Consider the following 23,725-nt stretch of genomic DNA (forward strand, 5'->3'; position numbering starts at 1 on the left):
CGCCCCGGGTCGGCTAGATTCGGGCGCGCTTGAACAATCTGTCACAGGAGTCCCTCATGGATCAGCAAGAGCTCAACAACCGCTGCGTCACCCTGTTCCAGTCCCCGCGCATCCAGACCAAGCTCTGGAACCCGCGCATGTTCTGGGAAGTGGGCCGCAAGCTGAACACCACCCCGGACGAACTGACCCAGCCGAAGGTCGACCTGTGCGAGCTGGAAGTGATGCTCTCCGCTGCCGCCTACGAGCCGTCGCAGTGTGCCGACAACCTGAACCAGCGCGAGGCCGGCCGTGCCGACTTCATCCGTCGCGCGGTCCAGTCCGGCCAGCGTCCGTTCCTGCGCCGCGCGGCCTGATCCGCGCCCGCAGCGAACCCCGCGCTGTCCCTGGAGACCCGGCCCTGTGCCGGGTTTCTTCGTTTCCGGCCCCGCAAACCATTTTGGTCACCACAGAGCACACAGAGGACACGGAGAAAGTACGGAGGGGCTTGGAGCGAATCCCTTCGTCGGGCCGCCGGCGCGGCCACGGCATCCGCAGCACGCGAGCCGGGACCTTCTCTGTGTCCTCTGGGCCCTCTGTGGTGCTATCGCCCTTCTTCGTGCCTTCGTGCCTTCGTGCCTTCGTGCACTTCGTGGTGCAACCCGCCCTTGCCCTCTGGTTCCGTCGCCCGTCGCGTCGCGGCTTACTGGCCACGGGCCTCCAGCCAGAAGGTGACCGGCCCGTCGTTGGTCAGGCTCACCTGCATGTCCGCGCCGAAGCGACCACTGGCCACCGGTGCGTGGCGTTCCCCGGCCCGCCGCACCAGATAGTCGAACAGTGCCGCCCCGTGTTCCGGGGTGCCGGATCCCGAGAAGCTCGGTCGCATCCCCTTGCGGGTGTCGGCCGCGAGGGTGAACTGCGGCACCAGCAGCAGCCCGCCCCCGGTCTCGGTCAGGCTCCGGTTCATCCGCCCCTCGGCGTCGGCGAAGACCCGGTAGCCCAGCAACCGGTCCAGCATGCGATCCGCGCCCGCCTCGGTGTCGTTCGGCTCCACCGCGACCAGCGCGAGCAACCCCGGCCCGATAGTCCCGACCGCCTCCCCGTCGATCGCGACCTGGCCCTCGGTGACGCGCTGGATCACCGCGATCACGCGCGCGCTCCCCCGGTCCCGGGCTCCACCTGCCCCGCCAGCTCGGCGGCCAGCCGGTCGGTCGCGGCCACCAGGCGGCGCAGGATCCCGGGCTCGGCGGCCGAATGGCCCGCATCCGGCACGATCTCCAGCTGCGCCTGTGGCCAGGCCCGGTGCAGCGCCACCGCCTGGTTGACCGGACAGACCACGTCATAGCGCCCGTGCACCAGCGTCCCGGGGATCCCCGTCAGCCGCCCCGCGTCGCGCAGCAGCTGATCCGGCTCGAGGAAGGTGTCGTGCATGAAATAGTGGCACTCCAGCCGCGCGAGGCTGACCGCGACGTCCGGGTCCTCGAAGTGGGCGATGACATCGGGGTTCGGCACCAGACAGGATGTGCGCCCCTCCCAGCCCGACCAGGCCCGGGCCGCGGCCTCGCGCACCGGGCGTTCCGGGGAGGTAAGCCGCCGGTAGTAGGCGCCCACCATGTCGTCGCGCTCGGTCTCGGGGATCTGCGCCTCGTACTCGGCCCAGGCCTCGGGGAACAGACGGTCGGCCCCGGACTGGTAGAACCACTGGATATCCTGCGGCCGGCACAGGAAGATCCCGCGCAGCACCAGGCCCAGCACCCGCTCCGGATGCGTCTCGGCGTAGGCCAGGCCGAGGGTGGAGCCCCAGGACCCCCCGAATACCACCCAGCGCTCGATCCCCAGGTGCTCGCGCAGGCGCTCGATGTCCGCGACCACGTGCCAGGTGGTGTTCGCCTCCAGACCGGCATGCGGGGTCGAGCGCCCGCAGCCCCGCTGGTCGAACAGCACGATCCGGTAGCGTTCCGGGTCGTAGAAGCGCCGGTGCCAGCTCTCGCAGCCCGAGCCCGGTCCGCCATGCAGGAATACCACCGGGATCCCGTCGGGATTGCCGCACTCCTCGAAGTAGAGTTCGTGGCCGTCGCCGACCGCCAGGCGGCCCATCCCGTGGGGTTCGATCTCGGGGTACAGTGCGTCCATCAGGGGTCTCCGGCCAAAACCCCGAGTGTCGCCAAAAAGTCCCGCGGGCGAAAGACTACTCCGGGTCGTCGATCACCCGCCCGCGGTAGACCCGGCGTTTGTGGGTGGGCCGGCCCCCTGCGGATGGCGCCGCGTCGGTCCCGGCGGGCGGCTCGCGCCGCGGCGCGTGCAGATACCCCGACCCTTCGAGCTGGCTGCGCAGGGTCAGCGCCGCGGCCTGCACCAGGCTCGACTGCGAGCGCGCCGCATAATCCAGAATGGTCTCCATGAAGTCCGGGTCACTGACCGACAGCCGGGCCACTGCGGGGAATTCGGCCCGCATGTTCCGCCGCAGTTCGGCGGCCAGGCTGAGGCTCTTGCGGTCGTGCATGGGGGTCCCCGGTGGACATGGGTGTTCCCGAGCTCATGCAAACCCAATGCCACGGCGGGACCCGCCGCGCAGGCCCAGCGTGCGCCCCGGTCGCCGCGATCCCGCACCGCGATCCCGCACCCTGGCGGCGCAACGCTTGCCCGGCCACGGTGCATGCGCGGCCCGCTGCGCCCCAAAGCCTGGCGTGCCCTCTCCCCGGATTGGCATGCCGGTGCTTGCGTGCCGGGCGGCGGCGGCCTATGTTGCGGCCCCATGGAGACACCCGCCGTTCCCGCCTCGATTCGCCGCCTCGCCGGCCGCGCCATCGCCGACTTCGACATGGTGCGCGAGGGCGATCGCATCCTCGTCGGCCTGTCCGGCGGCAAGGATTCCCTGACCCTGCTGTGGCTGCTGCACAACCTCGCACGCCGGGCCCCGGTGCACTTCGAGGTCGGCGCGGTCACCATCAATCCGGAGATCGAGGGCTTCGAGCCGCAGCGCCTGATGGACTATCTCGCCGCCTACGGCATTCCCTATCACTTCGTGTCCGAGCCGATCGCCGAGCTGGCCGACGCGCACATGGACAACGACTCGTTCTGTTCCTTCTGCTCGCGCATGAAGCGCGGCCTGATGTATCGCACCGCGCGGGAACACGGCTACAACGTGCTGGCGCTGGGCCAGCATCTGGACGATCTCGCCGAGAGCTTCATGATGAGCGCGTTCCACGGCGGCCAGTTGCGCACCATGAAGGCCCACTACGCGATCGATGCAGGCGACCTGCGGGTGATCCGCCCGCTGGTCTACGTACGCGAGCGCCAGACGCGGGACTTTGCCGAGGCCGCCGGGCTGCCGGTGATCCTCGACAACTGCCCCGCCTGCTTCGCGATGCCCACCCAGCGCGAGCACATGAAACAGCTCCTGGCGCAGGAGGAGGCGCAGCATCCGCGCCTGTTCCGCAACCTGCGCACGACCCTCAAGCCGCTGATGACCGAAGGCGGCATCCCCCCACGCGAGCCGCCATCCGCGACCATCGAACCCGAAGCCCCCGAACATGGCCCGACGTCGGCATCTGCGTGATCGCCTGATCGGGGGTGGCCTGCGCCTGCTCGCGCGCCTCCCGCTGCGGGTCAACCACGCCCTGGGCGGCCTGGTGGGGGCGCTGGTCTGGTACCTGCCGACCCGCTCGGCGCGCATCACCCGAATCAACCTGGCGCTGTGCTTTCCGGACAAGGACCCGGCCTGGCGCCGGCGCGTCGGACGGCGTTCCCTGATGGGCATGGGCCGCGCCCTGACCGAGTCCCCCTGGTTGTGGCAGGCGCGCCCGGAGACGCTGGAGGCGCTGGCGGTCCAGCCGCCGCACTACGCGCGCCTGCGCGACCGGCCCGCCGGGCGGGCCCTGTTCCTGTGCGCCCCGCATCTCGGATCCTGGGAGTTCGCCGGTCTGCACGCCGCCCGCCACGGGCCCATGGCCACCCTGTACAGCCCGTTCAAGACGCCGGAGATCGATCGCTGGGTGCGCGAGGCCCGGGCCTCCACCGGCGCCGAGCTGGCCCCGGCCGATCGCAGCGGCCTGCGTATCCTCCAGCAGGCCCGCGATCGCGGCGCGATTATCGGCATCCTGCCGGACCAGAGTCCCAAGGGCGCCTCGGGGCAGCACGCCCCGTTCTTCGGCCGCCCGGCCCTGACCATGACCCTGCTCCCGCGCCTGCTGCGCGGGCGCGGGGATCACGTGGTCTTCCTGTTTGCCGAGCGCCTGCCCGGGGGCCGGGGCTTTCGCTATCACGAGGTCGAGGCCGGGCCGGAGGTGGCCGACCGCGACTTCACCCGCGCGGCCGCGGCGATCAACGCCCATGTGGAGACGCTGGTGCGGCGCTGCCCCGAACAGTACAACTGGGCCTACAAGCGCTTCCACCCGCCGCCCGAGGGCTGGCCGGATCCCTACCGCCCGGGGGCGCCCCAGTAACGGCGCGGCGTCAGAGGATGTAGCGGGACAGGTCCTCGTCCTCGACCAGATCCCCCAGGCGCTGGTCGACGAATTCGCGGTCCACGATCACGGCACCGTCCACGTCCGGGGCGCGGTAGGCGACGTCCTGCAGCAGGCGTTCGAGTACGGTGTGCAGGCGGCGGGCGCCGATGTTCTCGGTGCGCGCGTTCACGTCATGGGCGATCTCGGCCAGGCGGCGCACGCCATCCGCCTCGAAGCGCAGCTCCACGCCTTCGGTCTTCATCAGCTCGGTGTACTGCTCGGTCAGCGAGGCGGTGGGTTCGGTCAGGATGCGCACGAAGGCGTCCGCCGACAGCGCATCCAGCTCCACCCGAATGGGCAGCCGCCCCTGCAGCTCCGGCACCAGGTCGGAGGGCTTCGACAGGTGGAAGGCGCCGGAGGCAATGAACAGGATGTGGTCGGTGCGCACCATGCCCAGCTTGGTGGATACGGTGGTGCCCTCGATCAGCGGCAGCAGGTCGCGCTGCACGCCCTCGCGCGAGACCTCGCCGCCGCTCGATTTCTCGCTGCCCTTGGCGACCTTGTCGATCTCGTCGAGGAACACGATGCCGCTTTGCTCCACCCGCTCGATGGCGCGCTCCTTCAGGTCTTCCTCGTTGATCAGGCGCGCGGCCTCCTCCTCGATGAGCAGCTTGCGGGCCTCGGCGATCTTGAGCCGCCGCGAGCGGGTCTTCTGACCGCCGAGGTTCTGGAACATCGACTGCAGCTGACTGGCCATCTCCTCCATGCCCGGCGGTGTCATGATCTCCACACCCTGCGGGTTCTGCGAGACCTCGATGTCGATCTCGCGCTCGTCCATGTCGCCTTCGCGCAGGCGCTTGCGCAGCTTCTGTCGGGTCTCGCTGCCGGCGTCTTCCGGCTCGGACTCGGTAAAGCCGGCATTGCGCGGGCGCGGCAGCAGGGCGTCGAGGATGCGTTCCTCGGCGGCGTCCTCGGCCTTGACGCGGTTTTCCTTGATGGCCTCGTCGCGCAGCTGCTTGACCGCGGCCTCGGCCAGGTCGCGGATGATCGATTCGACATCGCGGCCGACATAGCCGACCTCGGTGAACTTGGTCGCCTCGATCTTGATGAACGGCGCGCGGGCGAGCTTGGCCAGACGCCGGGCGATCTCGGTCTTGCCGACACCGGTCGGGCCGATCATCAGGATGTTCTTCGGCGTGACCTCGGGCTGCAGCTCCGGCGGCAGCTGGCGCCGGCGCCAGCGGTTGCGCAGGGCGATGGCGACGGAGCGCTTGGCCTCGTCCTGGCCGATGATGTAGCGGTCCAGTTCCTGGACGATCTCGCGGGGGGTCATGTCGGTCATGGCAAAAGGGGCCTTGGTCGGATCGGGTCGTCCGGGGCCTGGCGCGTTACTCCGCGTCCAGGCTCTCCAGGGTGATGTTGTGATTGGTATACACGCAGATGTCGGCGGCGATGTTCAGGGACTTCTCCACGATCTCGCGCGCCGACAGGTCGGTGTTCTGCAGCAGGGCCTGGGCGGAGGCCTGGGCGTAGGGCCCGCCGGAACCGATCGCGATAAGTGCGTTCTCCGGCTCGATCACGTCGCCGTTCCCCGAGATCACGAACGAGTTCTCGCGGTCGGACACGGCCAGCAGGGCCTCCAGCTTGCGCAGGGCGCGGTCGGTGCGCCAGTCCTTGGCCAGCTCCACCGCAGCCCGGGTGATATTGCCGGAGTGCTTCTCCAGCATGCCCTCGAAGCGCTCGAACAGGGTGAAGGCATCGGCGGTGCCGCCGGCAAACCCGGCCAGGATGCGGTCGTGATAGACCCGGCGCACCTTGCGCGCGTTGCCCTTCATCACGGTGTTGCCAAGGGATACCTGGCCGTCGCCCCCGAGGGTGACGGCGCCGTCCTTGCGGACGCAAACGATGGTGGTGCCGCGAAACTGTTCCACGGGGTTCTCCTGTCCGGCTGTGTATCGGGGGCACGGTGTTGGGTCGCGGCGACCCGGGATCGTTCACCCGGCGGGTGCGATCGCGGCCGGATCAATCTCTCCGGCGGGCCCGCGGATGGGCGGCATCATACACCTGTGCCAGATGCTGATAGTCGAGATGGGTATAGATCTGGGTGGTTTCAAGGTTGGCGTGGCCCAGAAGTTCCTGGATGGCCCGCAGGTCGCCGCTGGATTCCAGCAGATGGCTGGCAAACGCATGGCGCAGCCGGTGCGGGTGCAGGCGCACATCCAGCCCGGCGCGGCGTCCCGCCTCGGCGACGCGGCGCTGCACCGCGCGGTTGCCGAGGCGCGGGCCGCGACGGCTGACGAAGACCGCCCGCTCGTCCGGCGCTGCCCAGTCCCCCCGGTGCCGCAACCAGGTGCGCAGGGCCTCCCGCGCCTTGCGCCCCACCGGCACGCTGCGCTCGCGCCGGCCCTTGCCGAGCACCCGCACCAGTCCCGCGTCCAGGTCGAGATCGGTCAGATCCAGCCCGGTCAGTTCCGACAGGCGCAGCCCGGAGGAATACAGCAGCTCCAGCATCGCCTGGTCGCGGGCGGCCAGCGTCGGGTCCGGGCCCTCGGCCGGAGCCAGGGCCTGCTGTGTCTGGTCGACATCGAGATCGCGCGGCAGGGCGCGCCCGGCCCGGGGGCCGCGCATGCCGGACGCCGGGTTGGCGGGCATGCGCCGCTGTTCCACCTGGTAGGCAAAGAAGCCGCGCGCGGCGGACAGGAAGCGCTGAATGGAGCGCGGGTGGTGGCCCTGGCGCGCCAGTTGCCCGGCGATGCGGCGCATGTCGGCCGGCCTGAGCGCCTCCCAGGGGCCGTGATGCAGGCCGCGCAGGCGCGTCAGGTCGCGTCGATAGGCCTTGACGGTATGCGGCGAATGGCCGCGAACGTCGCTCAGGTGGCCCAGAAACGCCGTGATATCCGCATCCTGCGCGGGCGCGTCCCCGGTCGCCGGGTCAGGCCGCGGCGTGGGTCCGCTCGACATGGCAGCGGATCGACTCGGCCAGCAGGTCGCCGATGTGGGTCACGAAATAGGTGCCCATGTCGGGCTGGAAGCGGTCCGCGGATTCGCTCGCCAGGCCGAGCACGCCGATCCGGTCGGCATCATCGCCCAGGGGCATCAGGATCGCGGATCCGATCTCCTCGGCATCGTCGAACAGTACATCCAGCATCTCGGCGGGGACCCGGCCACACTGGGCCTTGCCGCGGCTGAACAGCGGGTCGAAGGTGCCCAGCTCACCCTTGTCCAGCGCATGCAGGTCGTCGACCTTGCGATGCGCCAGGCGGATGCTGACGCGCTCCGCGCCCAGCTCGTTGCGCAGGGCGTCCTGGGTCAGGGCCAGCACGGCGTCCAGGTTTTCGGCGCGCATCAGGGTCTTGGCCAGTTCGTGCAGGTGCTGGCCCATGCGTTCGTTGTCGCGGGCGCGCTCGACCAGCTCGCCCATATGCTGCTCCATCGCGCGGTGCTTCTCGCGCAGCAGCGCGACCTGGCGCTCCAGCAGCGAGACGGCCCCGCCGGATGGGTGGGGGATGCGCAGGATGTCCAGCAGTGGCAGGTGGTCCTGGAAGAAATCCGGGTGCGCGCGCAGGTAGGCCTCGACGTCGGCGGCGCCGATCGGGGCTTGCGGGTTCTTTTTCGGCGAGCGGGTCTTCGCGGTCTCTGCAGCAGAGGCGTTGGAGGATTGCCCAGTCATAGATCGATCCAGCCGTTGAATACCGTGGTGGCCGGCCCGGTCAGCCAAACCGGTGCCTCGGCCTGTCCGTCCCAGCTTAGCACAAGGGTCCCGCCCGGCAGGGCCACCTCGACGTCATCGTCGACCAGTCCGCGGCGGCGCAGCACGGCCATCGCGGCGGCCGCGCCACTGCCACAGGCCAGCGTCTCGCCGACTCCGCGCTCGAATACCCGCAGGTCGACATGGCCGCGGTCGCGCAGCGCGGCGAAGCCGACGTTGACGCGCCGCGGGAAGCTCTCGTGGCGTTCGATGATCGGGCCGATCTCGGCCACCGGGGCGCGCGCGACGTCGTCGACCAGGATCACCGCATGGGGGTTGCCCATGGACACCGCGCCGAGGGTGATCGAGTGGCCCTGCACGTCCAGGGTGTAGGCGTCGGCTTCGGCCTCGGCGACCAGCGGGATGCGCGCCGGCGCGAACTCGGGTCGGCCCATGTCCACGCGCACCCGCTCGTCGTCCTCGACATGCAGCACGATGCGCCCGCCCAGGGTCTCGACCGGGATCTCGCGGGCCTCGGTCAGGCCCTGCTCGCGCACGAAGCGGGCGAAGCAGCGCGCCCCGTTGCCGCACTGCTCCACCTCGGAGCCGTCGGCATTGAAGATGCGGTAGCGGAACAGTGCCTGCGCCGGATCGCTCGGCGCCTCCACCAGCAGCACCTGGTCGCAGCCGATGCCGAAGTGGCGATCCGCGAGATGGCGCAGCGTCGATGCGTCCAGCCGGACCGACTGGCGGATGCCATCGATCACCACGAAATCGTTGCCCAGCCCGTGCATCTTGGTGAATTCGAGACGCATCAGCGGTGCCCCGGCAGGTGACCGAAAATGATCATGTGGCGGTCCGACGTGACGTGGACGGTAAAACCGTCGAGGCCGGCGGCGGCCAGCTGCGCGCGCACCTCCTCGGGCGTGAAGGCGGCGTGCAGGGAGTGCTGGAAGTCGCGCCGCAGGACGTCCGGGTCATCGGCTGCGTACTGCGCGACCAGGGCCTGGACGGACTCGGTCGAGTCCGGGCGGCGCAGGTCCATCACGAATACCGCTGCCCCCGGTGCCCCGTCGCGGCGGATCGCCTGCCACAGCACCGCGGGGTCGTGCAGGTGATGCAGCAGGGAGTTGCTGATGATCGTGGCATACGGGGCGCGCGGGCCGCGGGCCTCGGGCAGGCAGCCCTCGGCCAGATGAACCCGCCGCGCGGCCGGGTGACCGGCCATCAGGGCGTCGCCGGCGGCCAGCATCGCGGGCGCGCCGTCGAGGCCGTCCACCTCGCAGTCGGGGTAGCGAGCGGCGAAGCGCAGCGAGACGTCACCCGGGCCACAGCCGAGATCCAGCACCGGCCCGGTCACCGGGCCCGGGAAGACCTCGGCGAAGGCATCCACGAAGCCCTCGTGCGGGGCGGCGAAGTCGGCCTCGGCGTAGGCGCGTGCCTGCGCAGGCTCCAGCATCAGCTCCGGTTCGGGCTGGCGCGGGATCACGGGGCCACGCTCCCGGGCGGGTCCGTGTCATCCGGGTCCACGTCTTCAGAATCCTGGGGCAGCATGCTCTCGCGCATCATCAGGTGATCCACCTGCTCGCGGCGGTTGATGATCTGGAAGTGGTCGCCGTCGACCATCACCTCCGGCGGGCGCGGCCGCGAGTTGTAATTGCCGGCCATCACATAGCCGTAGGCCCCGGCAGAGCGCACCGCGAGCAGGTCACCGGCGGCCAGCGCCAGTTCGCGCTCGCGGCCGAGGAAGTCGCCGGTCTCGCAGACCGGGCCGACGATGTCGTAGGTCCGCGTCGCCGTGTCGTCGCGCTGTACCACCGGCACGATCTCCTGCCAGGCGCCGTACAGCGCCGGGCGCAGCAGGTCGTTCATCGCGCCGTCGACGATCGCGAAGTCATGCGCCTCGGTGTGCTTCAGGTATTCCACCCGGGTCAGGAACACGCCGGCGTTCGCCGCGATGGCGCGGCCCGGCTCCAGCAGCACCTTCAGGCTTCGTTCGCCCAGCACCTCGCGCAGGGCGCTGGCCCAGACATCGGGCTCCGGCGGCGTCTCGTCGCGGTAGCGCACGCCCAGGCCACCGCCGACATCGATGTGTTCGAGTGTGATGCCGTCCTCGGCCAGCTGATCCACCAGCGCCAGCACACGCTTGAGGGCATCGGTGAACGGATCAATGCGGGTCAGCTGCGAGCCGATGTGGAAGTCGACGCCGGTGGCCGCCAGGTGCTGGCTGTCACGCACCCGGGCATACAGCGCCGGCGCCTCCTCGATCGCCACACCGAACTTGTTCTCGCGCAGCCCGGTGGCGATGTAGGGGTGGGTCTCGGCATCGACGTCCGGGTTCACCCGGATCGACACCGGGGCCTGAATGCCGAGCTCTGCCGCGACCGTCTCCAGCCGCTCCAGCTCCGGCGCGGACTCGACGTTGAAACAGTGGATGCCGACCTCCAGCGCGCGGCGCATCTCGGCGGCGGTCTTGCCGACGCCGGAGAACACGATCTTCGCCGGGTCGCCGCCGGCGCGCAGCACGCGTTCCAGTTCGCCGCCGGAGACGATGTCGAAGCCGGCGCCCAGGCGCGCGAGCACGTTCAGCACCCCCAGCGCGGAGTTCGCCTTCACCGCGAAGCAGACCTGGTGCGGGGTCCCGATCAGCGCCTCGCTGAACGCGCGATAGTGGCGCTCCAGCGTGGCACGGGAATACACGTAGGCCGGGGTGCCGACCAGTTCGGCCAGGCCGTCCAGGGCCACACCCTCACAGAACAGCGTGTCGCCGTGGTAGTCGAAATAGTCCATCTAGTGGTCCTTCAGCGGGATCATTGCGGGTTGTGCTCCTCGGCTTCCTCGTCATCGGGCAGGTAGAGATCGCCCTTCTGGCCGCAGGAGGCGAGCATCTGCATCGTGCCGAGTACGACGATCACGGCGATCAACAGCCATTGGGCCTTGCAGGAAAACATGGTCGGGTCCGGGGTCTACGTTGCATGGAAAGGCGATAGTGTGCCATTGATACGCCGCTGGCTTCAGGTGCCAGGGCCCCTGACAGGCCGTTGCATCCCGATGAAATTCACCCGATTTCGAATCGCGATGATTCGTTCATCAATGATTCAGCGAGGTTTGGGACGATGCATCTGCGAGACCAGCAAAAAGACCACTGAAGCTGGTCAGGGGGCGGATTCCGGTCCGCAGGGAATAGACCCCTGCAGGTCGCCGTCCAAAGCAACAGGCGTCACAGCGGTTCACCGCGAAGACGTCCCGGATTATCCGGAACTGACCCACAAGATGAGAGGAGATCATCCATGATTAGCACCAAGCGCCGTGTCTTCCTGAAAGGCACTCTCGCCGCCGGTACTGTCGGTGTCGCCGTCGGGGCCGGTCTGCTCGCCCCGAGCAAGCTGCTTGCCGCCTGGCCGTCCGAAGCCTTCGCCGCCGAAGGTCTGGAAGCCGCCTTTGAAGCGGTGACCGGTTCCAGCGACATCGCTGACGGTGACGTCACCCTGAGCGCCCCGGAAATCGCCGAGAATGGCGCCGTGGTCCCGGTGTCCATCGAGTCCAGCCTGGACAACGTGACCGAAATGGCCGTGTTCGTCGAGCTGAACAACCAGCCGCTGACCGCCCACTACGTCCTGGGTGATGGCGCGCATGCGAACGTCTCCGGCCGTATCCGCATGGGCGAGTCCTCCAACGTGGTCGCCGCCGTGAAGTCCGGCGACACCTGGTACAAGACGGTTCAAGAAGTGAAGGTCACGGTTGGTGGCTGCGGCGGCTAACGCCGACCCCGAACCGCTGATCCGAACACTACTGGAGGTTTAAGATATGTCTATTCGAGTTCGCGCCCAGGAAAGCAACGGCGTTATCAATATCCGTGCGCTGATGAGCCACGACATGCTGGTCCCCGACGATGACGGTGGCCCGCACTTCATCGAGACTGTGGAAATTGCGCGTAACGGCACCACCGTCGTCACCGCCAACTGGAACTACACCGTCTCCCGCAACCCGTTCCTGCAGACCGAGATCGACGGCGCCTCTGGCGACACTGTGTCCATCTCCTGGACGGACAACAAGGGTGAATCCGACTCGACCGAGGTCGAAGTGCGGTAATCAGGAGCATTCATGCTCTTGGATCAAAGCCGGGGCTTGCCCCGGCTTTTTTTGTGCCCGGGTTCGGCCCGTCGCACCCTGGCCTTTCTGGCCTACACTCCAGACAGGCCCATGCCGAGCGACGAGCCATGCCACCCCATTCCCCGCCGCGAAACCCGGATGCCGAACCCGCGCTGCGCCCGGCCCTGCTCCTCGAACCCCACCAGCCCCTGTGGCAGCGCCTGCCGCGGCGCGACGCCGAAGGCCGTCGGCTGGCGGACTTCATGATGCTGATCCCCGGTCTGCGCCAGCGCCCGCGCGCCGAGATCCACGCCCGGGCGCTGGCCATCGAGCGGGTCCTCCATGGCTACGGGGCCGATATCGCGTTCGTCGAGCTGAACCTGAAGCTGAACACGCTGTGGGTCTCGCTGAGCGCGCGGCCGGGGATCTGCAGCGAACTGCCCTGCGCCATCCAGGAGGCTGTCCCCGAGGCCTTGCTGGTCGGCCCGAAGCTGGGGTCGCGCGGATAAGTCCCGCAGTCATACCGGGCGCGGGCCAGCCTTGCTACACTGGCGTTTTATCGTGCCTGAACCGGAACATGACTGAACGCACCGCATCCGTCCGCCGCGACACCCTGGAGACCCGCATCGCCATCGAGCTCAACCTCGACGGCACCGGGCAGAGCCACCTCGAGACAGGCATCCCGTTCCTCGATCACATGCTGGATCAGGTTGCCCGCCACGGCCTGGTCGATCTCGACGTGCGTGCCGAGGGCGATCTGCATATCGATGCCCACCACACGGTGGAGGACATCGGCATCACCCTGGGCCAGGCGCTGGCGCAGGCGCTGGGCGACAAGAAGGGCATCCGCCGCTACGGCCATGCCTACGTCCCGCTGGACGAGGCCCTGTCGCGCGTGGTGATCGACTTTTCCGGGCGCCCGGGGCTGGAGATGCACGCCGACTTCCGTCGCTCGCACATCGGCGAATTCGATGTCGACCTGTTCCACGAGTTCTTCCAGGGCCTGGTCAACCACGGCTGGATGACCCTGCACATCGACTGTCTGCGTGGTGACAATGCCCACCATGTCGCCGAGACCATCTTCAAGGCCTTCGGACGTGCCCTGCGCGTGGCGGCGGAGATGGATCCGCGCTCGGCGGGCATGATGCCGTCCACCAAGGGCACTCTGTAAAGAACCAGAGGACGAGACCCGGCCATGGAAACTGTTGCCGTCATCGATTACGGCATGGGCAATCTGCACTCGGTCGTGCGTGCGCTGGAGCACGAGGCCGCGGCCGATCAGCGTGTGCTGCTCACGGACGAGCCCGAGACCCTGCGCGAGGCGGACCGCCTGGTGTTCCCCGGCCAGGGTGCGGCGGGGGATGCCATGCAGGCGCTGGCCGGGCGCGGCCTGGACCGGCTGCTGCCGGAACTGGCGGCGGACCGGCCCTTCCTCGGCCTGTGCCTGGGCCAGCAGATCCTGATGGACACCAGCGAGGAGAGCGGCGGGGTCGACCTGCTGGGCATCCTGCCGGGCCGGGTGGCGCGCTTCCCTGCGATGGAGGGTGCGGATGGCCGCCGCTTGAAGATCCCCCACATGGGGTGGAACCGCGTGCTGCCGGTGCGCGAGCACCCCCTGTGGCACGGTCTGCCGGAGACCCCCTGGTTCTACTTCGTCCACAGCTACCGGGTGCAGCCCGAGCGCGAGGCGGATGTGGCCGGGCGCACCGATTATGGCGAGACCTTTGCCTCGGCACTGGCACGGGGCTCGTTGTTCACCATGCAGTGCCATCCGGAGAAGAGCGCCGCCTGCGGGCTGCGCCTGCTGCACAACTTTCTGCGCTGGGACGGAGACGGTCCCGGGGCGTCGTGAGGAGTCGAAGATGCTGGTCATCCCCGCAATCGATCTGAAGGAAGGCAAGTGCGTTCGCCTGCGCCAGGGGAACATGGACGATTCCACCGTGTTCGGCGAGGACCCGGTGGAGATGGCGAAGCGCTGGGTGGACGCCGGGGCCGAACGCCTGCACATCGTGGACCTGGACGGCGCCTTCGCCGGCCAGCCGCGCAATGCCCAGGCGGTGCACGCCATCGCGAAGGCCTTCCCCGACCTGCCGATCCAGATCGGCGGCGGGGTGCGCGACGAGGACACGGTACAGGCCTACCTCGATGCCGGGGTCGAGTTCGTGATCATCGGCACCCGCGCGGTCAGCGCCCCGCACTTCGTGAACGACCTGTGCCTGGAGTTTCCCGGCCGCATCATCGTCGGGCTGGACGCCAAGGACGGCAAGCTCGCGGTGGATGGCTGGTCCAAGCTCTCGCACCACGACGTGATCGACCTGGCCCAGCACTTCGAGGCCGACGGCGTGGTGGCCTTCGTCTACACCGACATCGCCCGCGACGGGATGATGAAGGGGCCCAACGTGGAGGCCACCGCACGCCTGGCGAGCAACGTGCGCGTGCCGGTGATCGCCTCCGGCGGTATCAGTTCACTGGACGACATCCGCAACCTGGCGGCGCGCGAGGAAGACGGTATTACCGGCGCGATCGTCGGCCGGGCCCTGTACGAGGGCGCCTTCACCCTGGAGGAGGCCCGCGCGGCCGCCGGGAGCTGAGATGCTCGCCAAGCGCATCATCCCCTGCCTGGATGTCGACGGCGGCCGCGTGGTCAAGGGCGTCAACTTCGTCGGCATCCGCGATGCCGGGGACCCGGTGGAGATTGCCCGGCGTTACAACGCGCAGGGCGCGGACGAGATCACCTTCCTCGACATCACCGCCTCCAGCGACGACCGCGAGACCATCCTGCACGTGGTCGAGGCGGTCGCGCGCGAGGTCTTCATCCCGCTGACGGTCGGGGGCGGCGTGCGCGCGGTCGAGGACATCCGCCGCCTGCTGAACGCCGGGGCCGACAAGGTCTCCATCAATACCGCCGCGGTGCACCGCCCGGAGCTGGTGCGCGAGGCCGCCGACTGGGTCGGCAGCCAGTGCATCGTGGTCGCGATCGACGCCAAGCAGGTCAGCACGGGGAATGAGCCACCGCGCTGGGAGGTCTTTACCCACGGAGGGCGCCGCGAGACCGGGCTGGACGTAGTCGAGTGGGCGCAGCGCATGGAGGCCCTGGGGGCTGGCGAGATCCTGCTGACCAGCATGGACCGCGACGGTACCCGCATCGGCTTCGATCTGGCCCTGACCCGCGCGGTCAGCGACGCGGTGGGTATCCCGGTCATCGCCTCCGGCGGCGTCGGTGAGCTCCAGCACCTGGTGGAGGGCGTGACCGAGGGCCATGCCGACGCCGTGCTGGCGGCCAGTATCTTTCATTTCGGCCAGCACACCGTGGGTGAGGCCAAGGACGCGATGGCGGCGGCCGGTGTGCCGGTGCGACCGAACGATGCCGAGGTGGCCACGCAATGACCGAGTCCGCGCCCAACCGTCCCGCCGGCGCCGAGGTGCTCGCCGCACTGGCCGAGGTCATCGAGCAGCGCCGTCAGGCCGACCCGGAGCAGTCCTATGTGGCGAAGCTCCACGCGCGCGGCCTGGACGAGATGCTGAAGAAACTGGGCGAGGAATCGGCGGAGACCCTGATCGCCGCGAAGAATGACGACACCGACGCCCTGGTGTCGGAAATGGCCGACCTGTGGTTTCATGCCCTGGTGGTGCTCGCGGCGCGCGGCCGGCACCCGGACGATGTCCTCGACGAACTGGCGCGACGTTTCGGCCTGTCGGGTGTCGCGGAGAAGGCCGCGCGCGAAACGAGTGGACGTCGCTCCGATCACTGATGATCTCCCGGCGGCCTTTGACTGGCTCCGGTAAAGCGTTCGTTCATGTTGCTCGGCTACACTGCGGTCACCGTGTCGGGTCCACGCGCCAGAGCAATCCGGGCGCGAGCATGTACATGACCCGGCGTGCCGCACAGTTGATTATGGGCCTGGCGCCGTTCAGGCTACCCAAAAGTTGTTTTACCGGAGACAGAATCCATGGGTATCGGTGGTATCAGTATTTGGCAGCTCCTCATTATCCTGCTCATCGTCGTGCTGCTGTTCGGCACCAAGAAGCTGCGCAACATGGGGGGGGATATCGGTTCGGCGATGAAGAACTTCCGCCAGGCGGTCAAGGACCCCGACGCCGAAGAGAAGAAGGAAGGCGAAGACGGCGAGACGCGCGAGGTCGAGGACCAGACCGACGACAAGGGTCGCGTGGTCGACGCCGAGGTCAAAAAGAGCAGCGAAAAGGATTCCGACGCCTCGCAATCGGACAAGAAGTCCTGAGCCTCGCGCCCGGCGCGGTGGCCCGGCTCGAACGGCGGTAGTCCATGTTCGATATCGGCTTCTGGGAAATCATCATCATCGTGCTGGTGGCGCTGCTGGTCGTCGGGCCGGAGCGGCTGCCCGGGCTTGCGCGCGAGATCGGGCGCTGGGTGGGCAAGACCCGGCGTTTCGTCCACAGCGTGCGCTCGGATTTCGAGCAGGAGCTGCAGACCGACGAGCTGCGCAAGATGCTGAAGAGCCAGGATCGCGAGATCCGCCAGCTCAAGAACATGATGGACGAGACCGAGACCAGCCTGCGCGAGGAGTTCGAGGACACCGAGCGCGGTCTGCGGGAGGACATCGAGGGTCAGCCGAAGACCGGCAAGCACCTCTCGGACTCCGAGCAGAAGGCACTGGCCGAGAAGAAGCCGGCCAAGCCGGCGGTGCGCGACAAGCCCTCGATGCGCAGCCCCGACGCGGCGGTGCGCGGTGGCGACGCTGAAACGCCGGATACCGACGCCGAAGCCGACGAACCGACCGAGGTGCGCCGTGTGCCCACACAGGGCGATCTGGACGGCAACCTGATGACCGACGACCCGGCGCTGGCCGCCGAGCAGAAGGCACGGGCGGCCGACGGGCCGCGTCCGGAGCGCAAGAAGCCGGCGGTGCGCGAACGCCGGACCCCGGATCCCGCGCGGACCCCGGATCCCGCGGACGAGGGCTCGCGCCCTGCGCGGGACTCGACGACCGACACCACTCACGACGACCAGACCCCTGACAAGCACTCATGAGCAAGACCAAACCGGGGGTCGAGCCGAGTCCGGAAGCCACCGAGACCCTGCTCACGCATCTGATCGAGCTGCGGGACCGCATCCTCAGGATGTTCATCGCCATCCTGGTGGTGTTCCTGATCCTGTTCCCGTTCGCCAACCCGATCTACACCTGGCTGGCCGACCCGCTGATGCAGCACCTGCCGGAAGGCACCAGCATGATCGCGATCGACGTGGCCGCGCCGTTCCTGATCCCGTTCAAGCTGACCCTGCTGCTGGCCGTGGTTCTCAGCATCCCGTACCTGCTGTACCAGGTCTGGTCCTTCGTGGCCCCGGGCCTGTACGCCCACGAAAAGAGCATGGCGCTGCCGCTGGTGGCCTCGTCCACCATGCTGTTCTACCTCGGGATGGCATTCGCCTATTTCGTGGTGTTCCCGCTGATCTTCGCGTTCTTCACCGCCACCGCGCCCGAGGGCGTGTCGGTGATGACCGACATCTCGCGCTACCTGTCGTTCGTCATCATGCTGTTCATCGCCTTCGGCATTGCCTTCGAGGTGCCGGTGGCGACCATCCTGCTCGTCTCCATGGGGGCGACCACCCCGGCCAAGCTGGCGCAGAAGCGCCCCTACGTAATCGTCGGGGTGTTCCTGGTGGGGATGGTGCTCACCCCGCCGGATATCATCTCGCAGACCCTGCTGGCGCTGCCGATGTGGCTGCTGTTCGAGATCGGCCTGATCCTGTCGCGGATCATGGAGCGCAAGAAGGCCGAACGCCGCGCTGGCGCGGGCGGTGACGCGGACACGGGCGACGACGACGGCCCGGATGATGACGGCCCGGGTGGTGGCAAGCCGCGGGGTGGCGGCAGCGGCGGCGGATCGCGCAAGAAGGCCGCGACGAGTTCGGCGGCGACGGCATCCGGGACGACCGGGACCGCCGCCGGGGCGGGCGAAAGTGCCACGGCGGCCGCGCGCACCGGGTACACCCCGCTGACCGATGACGAAATGGATGCCGAGCTGGACCGCATCGAGGAAGAGCAGGCTGAACTGCGCCGCCAGCGGGCCGCCCGCGATTCCGGGGGCACGCCCGCCGGCTCTGGAGAGCAACCGGCGGTGTCCGGCACGGCGGGCGACGACACCCCGCCCGGCGCCGATTCGGACCCCGGGGACGCCTCAACCGAGGCGGATGACACGGGACGCGATCGCTGAACCGGCCGGGGCGCCCGCGATTTGTGCGGCCCGGCGCCCCGCCAAGCATCGGAAGTTGCTAAAATACCCGGGTAACCCATTGACCCAGGTAATGATCCCGCGATGGCCGATCCGCGTTCCACCCCCCGCCGCCCCGTCCTGCTGATCGTCATGGACGGAGTCGGCGTGAACCCCTCCAAGCTGAACAATGCCTACGCCGAGGCCGACACCCCGCGTCTCGACGAGTATCTCTCGACCCATACGCACACCACGCTGGATGCCTGTGGCCGCGCGGTCGGGCTGCCGGACGGGCAGATGGGCAACTCCGAGGTGGGGCACCTGACGCTGGGCGCGGGGACCGTGATCAACCAGGACCTGGTGCGCATCGACGACTCCATCGCCGACGGCAGCTTCTACGAGAACGACGCCCTGGTCAGCGCCGCCCGGGCGGCCGCCAACAACGACCTGCCCCTGCACCTGATCGGCCTGGTCTCCGATGGAGGCGTGCACTCGCACATCCGCCATCTGCGCGCCCTGGTCGAGATCTGCCAGCGCGAGGGCGCGCGGCCGATGGTGCACATGATCACCGACGGCCGCGACACCGCCCCGCGCTCGGCGCTGAACTACCTCGACCCGCTGGAGGAAGAACTGGCCAACGCCGGCGGCGCCATCGCCACGGTCTGTGGCCGCTATTACGCAATGGACCGTGACAAGCGGTGGAAGCGCACCGAGAAGGCCTTCCGCGCGATCGCCTATGCCGAGGGCGAGTCCGTCGGGTCCGCCCGCGAGGCCATCGAGGCCGCCTACGCGGCCGGCGAGGACGACGAGTTCATCAATCCGCGCATCATCAACGGCGGCGCCCCGCTGGGCGAGGACGCGGTCTGCGTGCTGTTCAACTTCCGCAACGACCGCCCGCGTCAGCTCACCGCCGCCCTGGGCATGGACGACTTCGACGGCTTCGACCGCGGCGACTTCCACCCCGTGGCGGAAACCTGCCTGACCGAGTACGACCCGCGCTTCCTGTCACCGATTGCCTTCCCCCCGGAGCGCCCGTCGACCACCCTGGGCAGTACCATCGCCTCCGCCGGTATCCCTCAGTTCCATTGCGCCGAGACCGAGAAGTACGCCCACGTGACCTTCTTCTTCAACGGCGGCAAGGAAGAGCCCTACGCCGGCGAGCAGCGGGTGATGGTCCCCTCGCCGTCCGTGGATACCTACGACGAGCAGCCGGAGATGAGCGCCAAGGAGGTGGCCGACGAGACCATCCAGGCGATGCAGAGCGGGCGCTACGGGTTCATTCTGGTCAACTTCGCCAACGGCGACATGGTCGGACACACCGCCAAGCGCGAGGCGCTGATCCAGGCGGTCCAGACCCTGGACCAGGAGGTCGGTCGGGTCCTGGACGCCGCGCGGGAGCTGGAATACTCCGCGATCGTGACCGCCGACCACGGCAACTGCGACGAATACGTCGACCCGGTGACCGGCGCCCCGCATACCCAGCACACCATCTACCCGGTGATGTGCATGATCACCGACTCCCAGCGCTGGCGCCTGCGCACCGGCGGCGGCCTGGCCGATGTCGCCCCGACCGTGCTGGAACTGATGGGGGTGCCCAAGCCCGCCGCGATGGGTGGCCAGAGCCTGCTGCTCGAGGAAGTGCCGGAGTCCGCGTGAGCCCGATGATGCATACGCGCTACGCCGACATCCCGGCCTATGACACCAAGGACGGCTCCGAGATCCGCGAGCTGATGCACCCCGATGTGCACGGCAACGCCGCCCAGAGCCTGGCCGAGGCCGTGCTCGAGCCAGGGGCGATCACGCGCCTGCATCGCCACGCGCGCACCGAGGAGCTCTATCACGTCACGCGCGGCCAGGGCGAGATGCGCCTGGGTGAGGCGACCTTCCCGGTCACGGTGGGCGACACGGTCTGCATCGCGCCCGGCACGCCGCACAACATCCGCAACACCGGCGCCGAGCCCCTGCATATCCTGTGCAGCTGCTCGCCGGCGTACTCGCACGACGACACCGAGCTCCTGTAGTCCGGGGCGGCGTATGCCGCACCGCGCCGCATCCCCCAACCTCCCGTCATGACCAGGAGGCGCAGCCGACGCAGCAATCGCCCAGCGCTGCAAAAAGGCCACCGGACCGATCCAGCCACCCGTGGTTCCGGTCGGAGAGTACTCGCTTCGCTCGCCCTGCGGGTCGGCCTGAGGCCGTTCAACGCAGCTTTGCTGCTTTTGCCCTTCGTCGCTGCGTTCCTCGCAGCGACGGGGCGGGCATCGATGCGGCGGTACGCCTCTCCCTAAACGCCGTATTCGGCGCGGTAGGCGCGCAGGGCCTCCAGGTGTTCCGGCGCGCGGCCGGTCTCCTCGAGCATGCGGACCAAGTCGCCCAGCCGGGCGACGCGCACCACCTGCAGGCCCAGATCGGCCTCGACCTCCTGGATCGCGGAGCGCTCGCCGCGGCCGCGCTCCTCGCGGTCTAGCGCGATCGCCACGCCGACCGGGGTGGCCCCGGCCGCCCGGATCAGGTCCACCGATTCCCGGATCGCGGTGCCGGCGGTAATCACGTCGTCCACGATCAGCACCCGACCCTCCAGCGGGGCGCCGACGATGTTGCCGCCCTCGCCGTGATCCTTGGCCTCCTTGCGGTTGAAGGCCCAGGGGCGGTCCATGCCGTGGTCGCGATAAAGCGCCTCGGTGACCGCCGCGGCCAGCGGAATGCCCTTGTAGGCCGGACCGAACACCAGGTCGAACTGGATACCGGAATCCCTGATCGCCTGCGCGTAGAACTCGCCCAGCCGCGCCAGGTCCGAGCCGCGATTGAACAGCCCCGCGTTGAAGAAGTACGGGCTCACCCGTCCGGACTTCAGTGTGAACTCGCCAAAGCGCAGGACATCGCGTTGCAGGGCGTATTCCAGAAAGGCGTGGGCGGTCATCGGGGCGGCTCCGGTCGTGAAACGCCGTATTCTGACACACCCGCTTGCGGATCCGGCATCCGTGCGGTCCCGGGGCCTTTTCCGCGCCCGCGCGCACGGGTATTGTTCCCCGCCATGCGCATACTCTCGATGAACGCCAACGGCATCCGTGCCGCCGCCCGCAAGGGTTTCTTCGACTGGCTCCCGTCCACCGAGGCCGATGTGGTCTGCATCCAGGAGACCAAGGCCCAGATCCATCAGATCCAGGGCGAGCCGTTCCATCCACCCGGCTACCACAGCGTCTATGTCGACGCCGTGAAGCCCGGCTACAGCGGCGTGGCCCTGTACAGCCGCCGCCAGCCGGACGAGGTGATCACCCGCATTGGCTTCGAGGAGGCCGACAATGAGGGCCGCTATGCCGAGATGCGGTTCGGCAACCTGTCGGTGGTCTCGCTGTATCTGCCCTCGGGTTCCTCGGGCGATCACCGCCAGGACTCCAAGTGGCGCTTCCTCGAGTTCTTCCGCCCCTGGCTGGCGGAACGCATGCAGGACGGGCGTGAGTGGGTCATCTGCGGCGACTGGAACATCGCCCACAAGGAGATCGACCTCACCAACTACAAGTCCAACCGCAAGAACTCCGGTTTCCTGCCGGAGGAGCGGGCCTGGCTGGACCACCTGTTCGACGAGATCGGCATGGTCGACGTGTTCCGCCGACTGGACGAGCGCCCCGAGCAGTACACCTGGTGGTCCAACCGCGGCCAGGCCTGGGCCAAGAACGTGGGCTGGCGGATCGACTACCAGATCGCCACCCCGGGCATTGCCGCCACCGCGCGCGATCCGTACATCCACACCGACGATCGCTTCTCCGACCACGCGCCGTTCTGGATCGACTATGACTACCAGCCCTGACCGGGGCCTGTGCCGCGCATGACCGACGCCGCCGAAGCGCAACGGCCCCCGCGCCGCGACTGGCGCGCGGCCCTGGCGGTCTACCGCCATCCGCGGGTCATCGGCATGCTGTTCCTCGGCTTTGCCGCGGGCTTGCCGCTGCTGCTGACCGGCGGCACCTTCACCGCCTGGCTGCGCGACCTTGGTGTGGAGCTGGCCTCCATCGGCTTCCTCTCCTGGGTGGGCATGGCCTACAGCATCAAGGTGTTCTGGGCCCCGGTGGTCGACCGCCTCGCCCTGCCGGTCCTGACCCGAGTGTTCGGGCGTCGCCGTGCCTGGATGCTGTTCGCCCAGGCCGTGATCATCCTGGGCCTGGCCGGGATCGCCCTGACCGACCCGACGGAGCAGCTCTGGCTGGTGGCCGTCTGGGCCGTACTCACGGCCTTCGGCGCCGCGACCCAGGACATCGCCATCGATGCCTACCGCATCGAGGCCGTCAGCCAGGAGCGCCAGGGCGCGATGGCCGCCGCCTACGTGTTCGGCTATCGCGTGGCCCTGCTGACCGCCGGGGCCGGGGCGCTGCATATCGCTGCGATCGGCAGCTGGAGCCTCTCCTACGGCGCGATGGCCGCCCTGATGCTGGTGGGCGTCGTCTGCACGCTGATCGTCCGCGAACCCGAGGTGGCCCGGCGCGACTCCGCCACGGCCCGCCTCGAGGACCGCGTGGTCCACTACCTCAACAACACCTCCGATACGGGCTGGTGGCGCGGCCTGAAGGCCTGGTTCATCGGCGCGGTGATCTGCCCGTTCGTCGAATTCTGGCAGCGCTTCGGGAAGATCGCCTTGGTGGTGATCGCCTTCATCGCCGTGTTCCGCATCAGCGATATCTTCATGGGCGTAATGGCCAATCCGTTCTATCTGGACATCGGCTTCACCAAGGACGAGATCGCCAACATCGCGGCCGCCTTCGGCCTGGCCATGACCCTGACCGGCGCGGCCCTCGGCGGGCTGCTGGTCGTGCGCTTCGGCATCATGCGCATGCTCATTGCCACCGCGATCCTGGCCCCGCTGACCAACCTGACCTTCTCCTGGCTGGCGACCCTGGGGCCGGAGACCTATGGCCTGGTGTTCGCGATCATGGCCGACAATCTCTCCGGCGGCATGGCGATCTCGGTGTTCATCGCCTACCTCTCCAGCCTCACCAACAGCGCCTACACCGCCACCCAGTACGCCCTGTTCAGCTCCATCATGACCCTGCCCGGGCAGTTCCTCGCCGGCTTCACGGGCGTACTCGCCGAGCACATCGGCTGGGTCTGGTTCTTCGCCAGCTCCGCCCTGATCGGCATCCCCACCATCCTGCTCGCCTTCGCCCTGATGCGCTGGGCCAATCCCGACCGCATGCCCCAGCCCGGGCGTTCGGACCTCGCCGCGGTCCATGCCCGCGAATAACCGCGTCGCACGCAAACTGCATCTCGCGGATGCAAAAAAGCCCGCACCAGTTGGTGCGGGCTCCACCGCCGATGGCCGAGGCCGTTGGGTGAC

Annotated in this window: 30 protein-coding genes; 18 read left to right on the top strand and 12 right to left on the bottom strand. The window is 68.7% G+C overall.

The window, feature by feature from the left end; all coding sequences use genetic code 11:
• The first annotated feature begins 56 nt into the window (after positions 1 to 56).
• Positions 57 to 353 (top strand): hypothetical protein, encoded by a 297-nt coding sequence (locus tag C996_RS0111715; protein WP_017943077.1) that lies wholly within the window; start codon positions 57 to 59, stop codon positions 351 to 353.
• A gap of 326 nt (positions 354 to 679) precedes the next feature.
• Here C996_RS0111715 and dtd read toward each other — a convergent pair whose 3' ends face one another.
• Genes dtd through C996_RS0111730 form a run of 3 tightly spaced genes read right to left on the bottom strand, consistent with a single transcriptional unit; the run spans position 680 to position 2,479 of the window.
• Entirely contained in the window at positions 680 to 1,126 is a 447-nt protein-coding gene (gene dtd / locus C996_RS0111720; protein WP_018867626.1) for a D-aminoacyl-tRNA deacylase, read from the bottom strand.
• Positions 1,123 to 2,109: a prolyl aminopeptidase gene (pip, locus tag C996_RS0111725; RefSeq protein ID WP_018867627.1), complete on the bottom strand. Its 987-nt coding sequence runs from the start codon at positions 2,107 to 2,109 to the stop codon at positions 1,123 to 1,125. The genes dtd and pip overlap by 4 nt, the downstream gene beginning before the upstream one ends.
• A gap of 55 nt (positions 2,110 to 2,164) precedes the next feature.
• Entirely contained in the window at positions 2,165 to 2,479 is a 315-nt protein-coding gene (locus tag C996_RS0111730) for a hypothetical protein (protein WP_018867628.1), read from the bottom strand.
• 252 nt (positions 2,480 to 2,731) lie between these two features.
• On the opposite strand from C996_RS0111730, the gene C996_RS0111735 reads away from it, so the two are divergent.
• A complete protein-coding gene (locus tag C996_RS0111735) occupies positions 2,732 to 3,535 on the top strand; it encodes a tRNA 2-thiocytidine(32) synthetase TtcA (protein ID WP_018867629.1) in 804 nt (267 codons plus the stop codon).
• The gene (locus C996_RS0111740; RefSeq protein WP_018867630.1) at positions 3,510 to 4,421 is read left to right on the top strand and encodes a lysophospholipid acyltransferase family protein; all 912 of its coding nucleotides are present in this window, start codon (positions 3,510 to 3,512) and stop codon (positions 4,419 to 4,421) included. Before C996_RS0111735 ends, C996_RS0111740 begins: the two co-directional genes overlap by 26 nt.
• A 10-nt stretch (positions 4,422 to 4,431) precedes the next feature.
• Here C996_RS0111740 and hslU read toward each other — a convergent pair whose 3' ends face one another.
• From hslU to C996_RS14380, 8 genes are all read right to left on the bottom strand, one after another.
• Entirely contained in the window at positions 4,432 to 5,766 is a 1,335-nt protein-coding gene (gene hslU, locus C996_RS0111745; protein WP_018867631.1) for an ATP-dependent protease ATPase subunit HslU, read from the bottom strand.
• Between the two features lie 46 nt (positions 5,767 to 5,812).
• Positions 5,813 to 6,355, bottom strand: a complete 543-nt coding sequence (gene hslV, locus C996_RS0111750) for an ATP-dependent protease subunit HslV (protein ID WP_018141092.1) — start codon at positions 6,353 to 6,355, stop codon at positions 5,813 to 5,815.
• 91 nt (positions 6,356 to 6,446) lie between these two features.
• Positions 6,447 to 7,385 carry a tyrosine recombinase XerC gene (xerC, locus tag C996_RS0111755; RefSeq protein ID WP_018867632.1) on the bottom strand — a complete coding sequence of 313 codons (939 nt, stop codon included), beginning with the start codon at positions 7,383 to 7,385 and terminating at the stop codon, positions 6,447 to 6,449.
• Positions 7,357 to 8,094 (bottom strand): DUF484 family protein, encoded by a 738-nt coding sequence (locus tag C996_RS0111760; RefSeq protein WP_018867633.1) that lies wholly within the window; start codon positions 8,092 to 8,094, stop codon positions 7,357 to 7,359. Before C996_RS0111760 ends, xerC begins: the two co-directional genes overlap by 29 nt.
• On the bottom strand, positions 8,091 to 8,927 hold the full coding sequence (dapF, locus tag C996_RS0111765) for a diaminopimelate epimerase (RefSeq protein WP_018867634.1): 837 nt from the start codon (positions 8,925 to 8,927) through the stop codon (positions 8,091 to 8,093). Before dapF ends, C996_RS0111760 begins: the two co-directional genes overlap by 4 nt.
• Positions 8,927 to 9,601: a trans-aconitate 2-methyltransferase gene (locus tag C996_RS0111770; RefSeq protein WP_018867635.1), complete on the bottom strand. Its 675-nt coding sequence runs from the start codon at positions 9,599 to 9,601 to the stop codon at positions 8,927 to 8,929. The genes dapF and C996_RS0111770 overlap by 1 nt, the downstream gene beginning before the upstream one ends.
• Entirely contained in the window at positions 9,598 to 10,902 is a 1,305-nt protein-coding gene (gene lysA, locus C996_RS0111775) for a diaminopimelate decarboxylase (RefSeq protein WP_018867636.1), read from the bottom strand. The genes C996_RS0111770 and lysA overlap by 4 nt, the downstream gene beginning before the upstream one ends.
• A 20-nt stretch (positions 10,903 to 10,922) precedes the next feature.
• Positions 10,923 to 11,063 carry a lipoprotein gene (locus C996_RS14380; RefSeq protein ID WP_018867637.1) on the bottom strand — a complete coding sequence of 47 codons (141 nt, stop codon included), beginning with the start codon at positions 11,061 to 11,063 and terminating at the stop codon, positions 10,923 to 10,925.
• Positions 11,064 to 11,402: 339 nt separating this feature from the next.
• Here C996_RS14380 and soxY point away from each other — a divergent pair, with 339 nt between their 5' ends.
• The 13 genes from soxY (at position 11,403) to C996_RS0111845 (ending at position 20,417) form a co-directional block, all read left to right on the top strand.
• Complete coding sequence (gene soxY, locus C996_RS0111785) at positions 11,403 to 11,873, top strand: thiosulfate oxidation carrier protein SoxY (protein ID WP_018867638.1); 471 nt, start codon at positions 11,403 to 11,405, stop codon at positions 11,871 to 11,873.
• 46 nt (positions 11,874 to 11,919) lie between these two features.
• Complete coding sequence (gene soxZ, locus C996_RS13815) at positions 11,920 to 12,204, top strand: thiosulfate oxidation carrier complex protein SoxZ (RefSeq protein ID WP_038035779.1); 285 nt, start codon at positions 11,920 to 11,922, stop codon at positions 12,202 to 12,204.
• Between the two features lie 128 nt (positions 12,205 to 12,332).
• The gene (locus C996_RS0111795) at positions 12,333 to 12,713 is read left to right on the top strand and encodes a hypothetical protein (RefSeq protein WP_018867640.1); all 381 of its coding nucleotides are present in this window, start codon (positions 12,333 to 12,335) and stop codon (positions 12,711 to 12,713) included.
• A gap of 68 nt (positions 12,714 to 12,781) precedes the next feature.
• Positions 12,782 to 13,375 (top strand): imidazoleglycerol-phosphate dehydratase HisB, encoded by a 594-nt coding sequence (hisB, locus tag C996_RS0111800; RefSeq protein ID WP_018867641.1) that lies wholly within the window; start codon positions 12,782 to 12,784, stop codon positions 13,373 to 13,375.
• Between the two features lie 24 nt (positions 13,376 to 13,399).
• On the top strand, positions 13,400 to 14,056 hold the full coding sequence (gene hisH, locus C996_RS0111805; RefSeq protein ID WP_018867642.1) for an imidazole glycerol phosphate synthase subunit HisH: 657 nt from the start codon (positions 13,400 to 13,402) through the stop codon (positions 14,054 to 14,056).
• 10 nt (positions 14,057 to 14,066) lie between these two features.
• A complete protein-coding gene (hisA, locus tag C996_RS0111810; RefSeq protein WP_018867643.1) occupies positions 14,067 to 14,795 on the top strand; it encodes a 1-(5-phosphoribosyl)-5-[(5-phosphoribosylamino)methylideneamino]imidazole-4-carboxamide isomerase in 729 nt (242 codons plus the stop codon).
• Position 14,796: 1 nt separating this feature from the next.
• Positions 14,797 to 15,591, top strand: a complete 795-nt coding sequence (gene hisF / locus C996_RS0111815; RefSeq protein ID WP_018867644.1) for an imidazole glycerol phosphate synthase subunit HisF — start codon at positions 14,797 to 14,799, stop codon at positions 15,589 to 15,591.
• A complete protein-coding gene (locus C996_RS0111820; RefSeq protein ID WP_018867645.1) occupies positions 15,588 to 15,956 on the top strand; it encodes a phosphoribosyl-ATP diphosphatase in 369 nt (122 codons plus the stop codon). Before hisF ends, C996_RS0111820 begins: the two co-directional genes overlap by 4 nt.
• A gap of 198 nt (positions 15,957 to 16,154) precedes the next feature.
• A complete protein-coding gene (gene tatA, locus C996_RS0111825) occupies positions 16,155 to 16,445 on the top strand; it encodes a twin-arginine translocase TatA/TatE family subunit (protein WP_018867646.1) in 291 nt (96 codons plus the stop codon).
• Between the two features lie 44 nt (positions 16,446 to 16,489).
• Entirely contained in the window at positions 16,490 to 17,215 is a 726-nt protein-coding gene (gene tatB / locus C996_RS0111830; RefSeq protein ID WP_018867647.1) for a Sec-independent protein translocase protein TatB, read from the top strand.
• Complete coding sequence (gene tatC / locus C996_RS0111835) at positions 17,212 to 18,399, top strand: twin-arginine translocase subunit TatC (protein ID WP_018867648.1); 1,188 nt, start codon at positions 17,212 to 17,214, stop codon at positions 18,397 to 18,399. Before tatB ends, tatC begins: the two co-directional genes overlap by 4 nt.
• A 102-nt stretch (positions 18,400 to 18,501) precedes the next feature.
• Positions 18,502 to 20,052, top strand: coding sequence for a 2,3-bisphosphoglycerate-independent phosphoglycerate mutase (gpmI, locus tag C996_RS0111840; RefSeq protein WP_018867649.1), 1,551 nt, complete (start codon positions 18,502 to 18,504; stop codon positions 20,050 to 20,052).
• 8 nt (positions 20,053 to 20,060) lie between these two features.
• Positions 20,061 to 20,417 carry a cupin domain-containing protein gene (locus tag C996_RS0111845; RefSeq protein ID WP_026279305.1) on the top strand — a complete coding sequence of 119 codons (357 nt, stop codon included), beginning with the start codon at positions 20,061 to 20,063 and terminating at the stop codon, positions 20,415 to 20,417.
• 263 nt (positions 20,418 to 20,680) lie between these two features.
• On the opposite strand, the gene pyrE is transcribed toward C996_RS0111845, so the two are convergent.
• Entirely contained in the window at positions 20,681 to 21,316 is a 636-nt protein-coding gene (pyrE, locus tag C996_RS0111850; RefSeq protein ID WP_018867651.1) for an orotate phosphoribosyltransferase, read from the bottom strand.
• Positions 21,317 to 21,430: 114 nt separating this feature from the next.
• Between pyrE and C996_RS0111855 the strand changes: the two genes are divergently transcribed.
• Positions 21,431 to 22,204, top strand: coding sequence for an exodeoxyribonuclease III (locus C996_RS0111855; protein ID WP_255349364.1), 774 nt, complete (start codon positions 21,431 to 21,433; stop codon positions 22,202 to 22,204).
• Between the two features lie 18 nt (positions 22,205 to 22,222).
• Entirely contained in the window at positions 22,223 to 23,632 is a 1,410-nt protein-coding gene (locus C996_RS0111860) for an AmpG family muropeptide MFS transporter (protein WP_038035785.1), read from the top strand.
• Positions 23,633 to 23,725: the final 93 nt, after the last annotated feature.

The sequence above is a fragment of the Thioalkalivibrio sp. ALE25 genome (assembly GCF_000377285.1).
GTDB lineage: Bacteria > Pseudomonadota > Gammaproteobacteria > Ectothiorhodospirales > Ectothiorhodospiraceae > Thioalkalivibrio.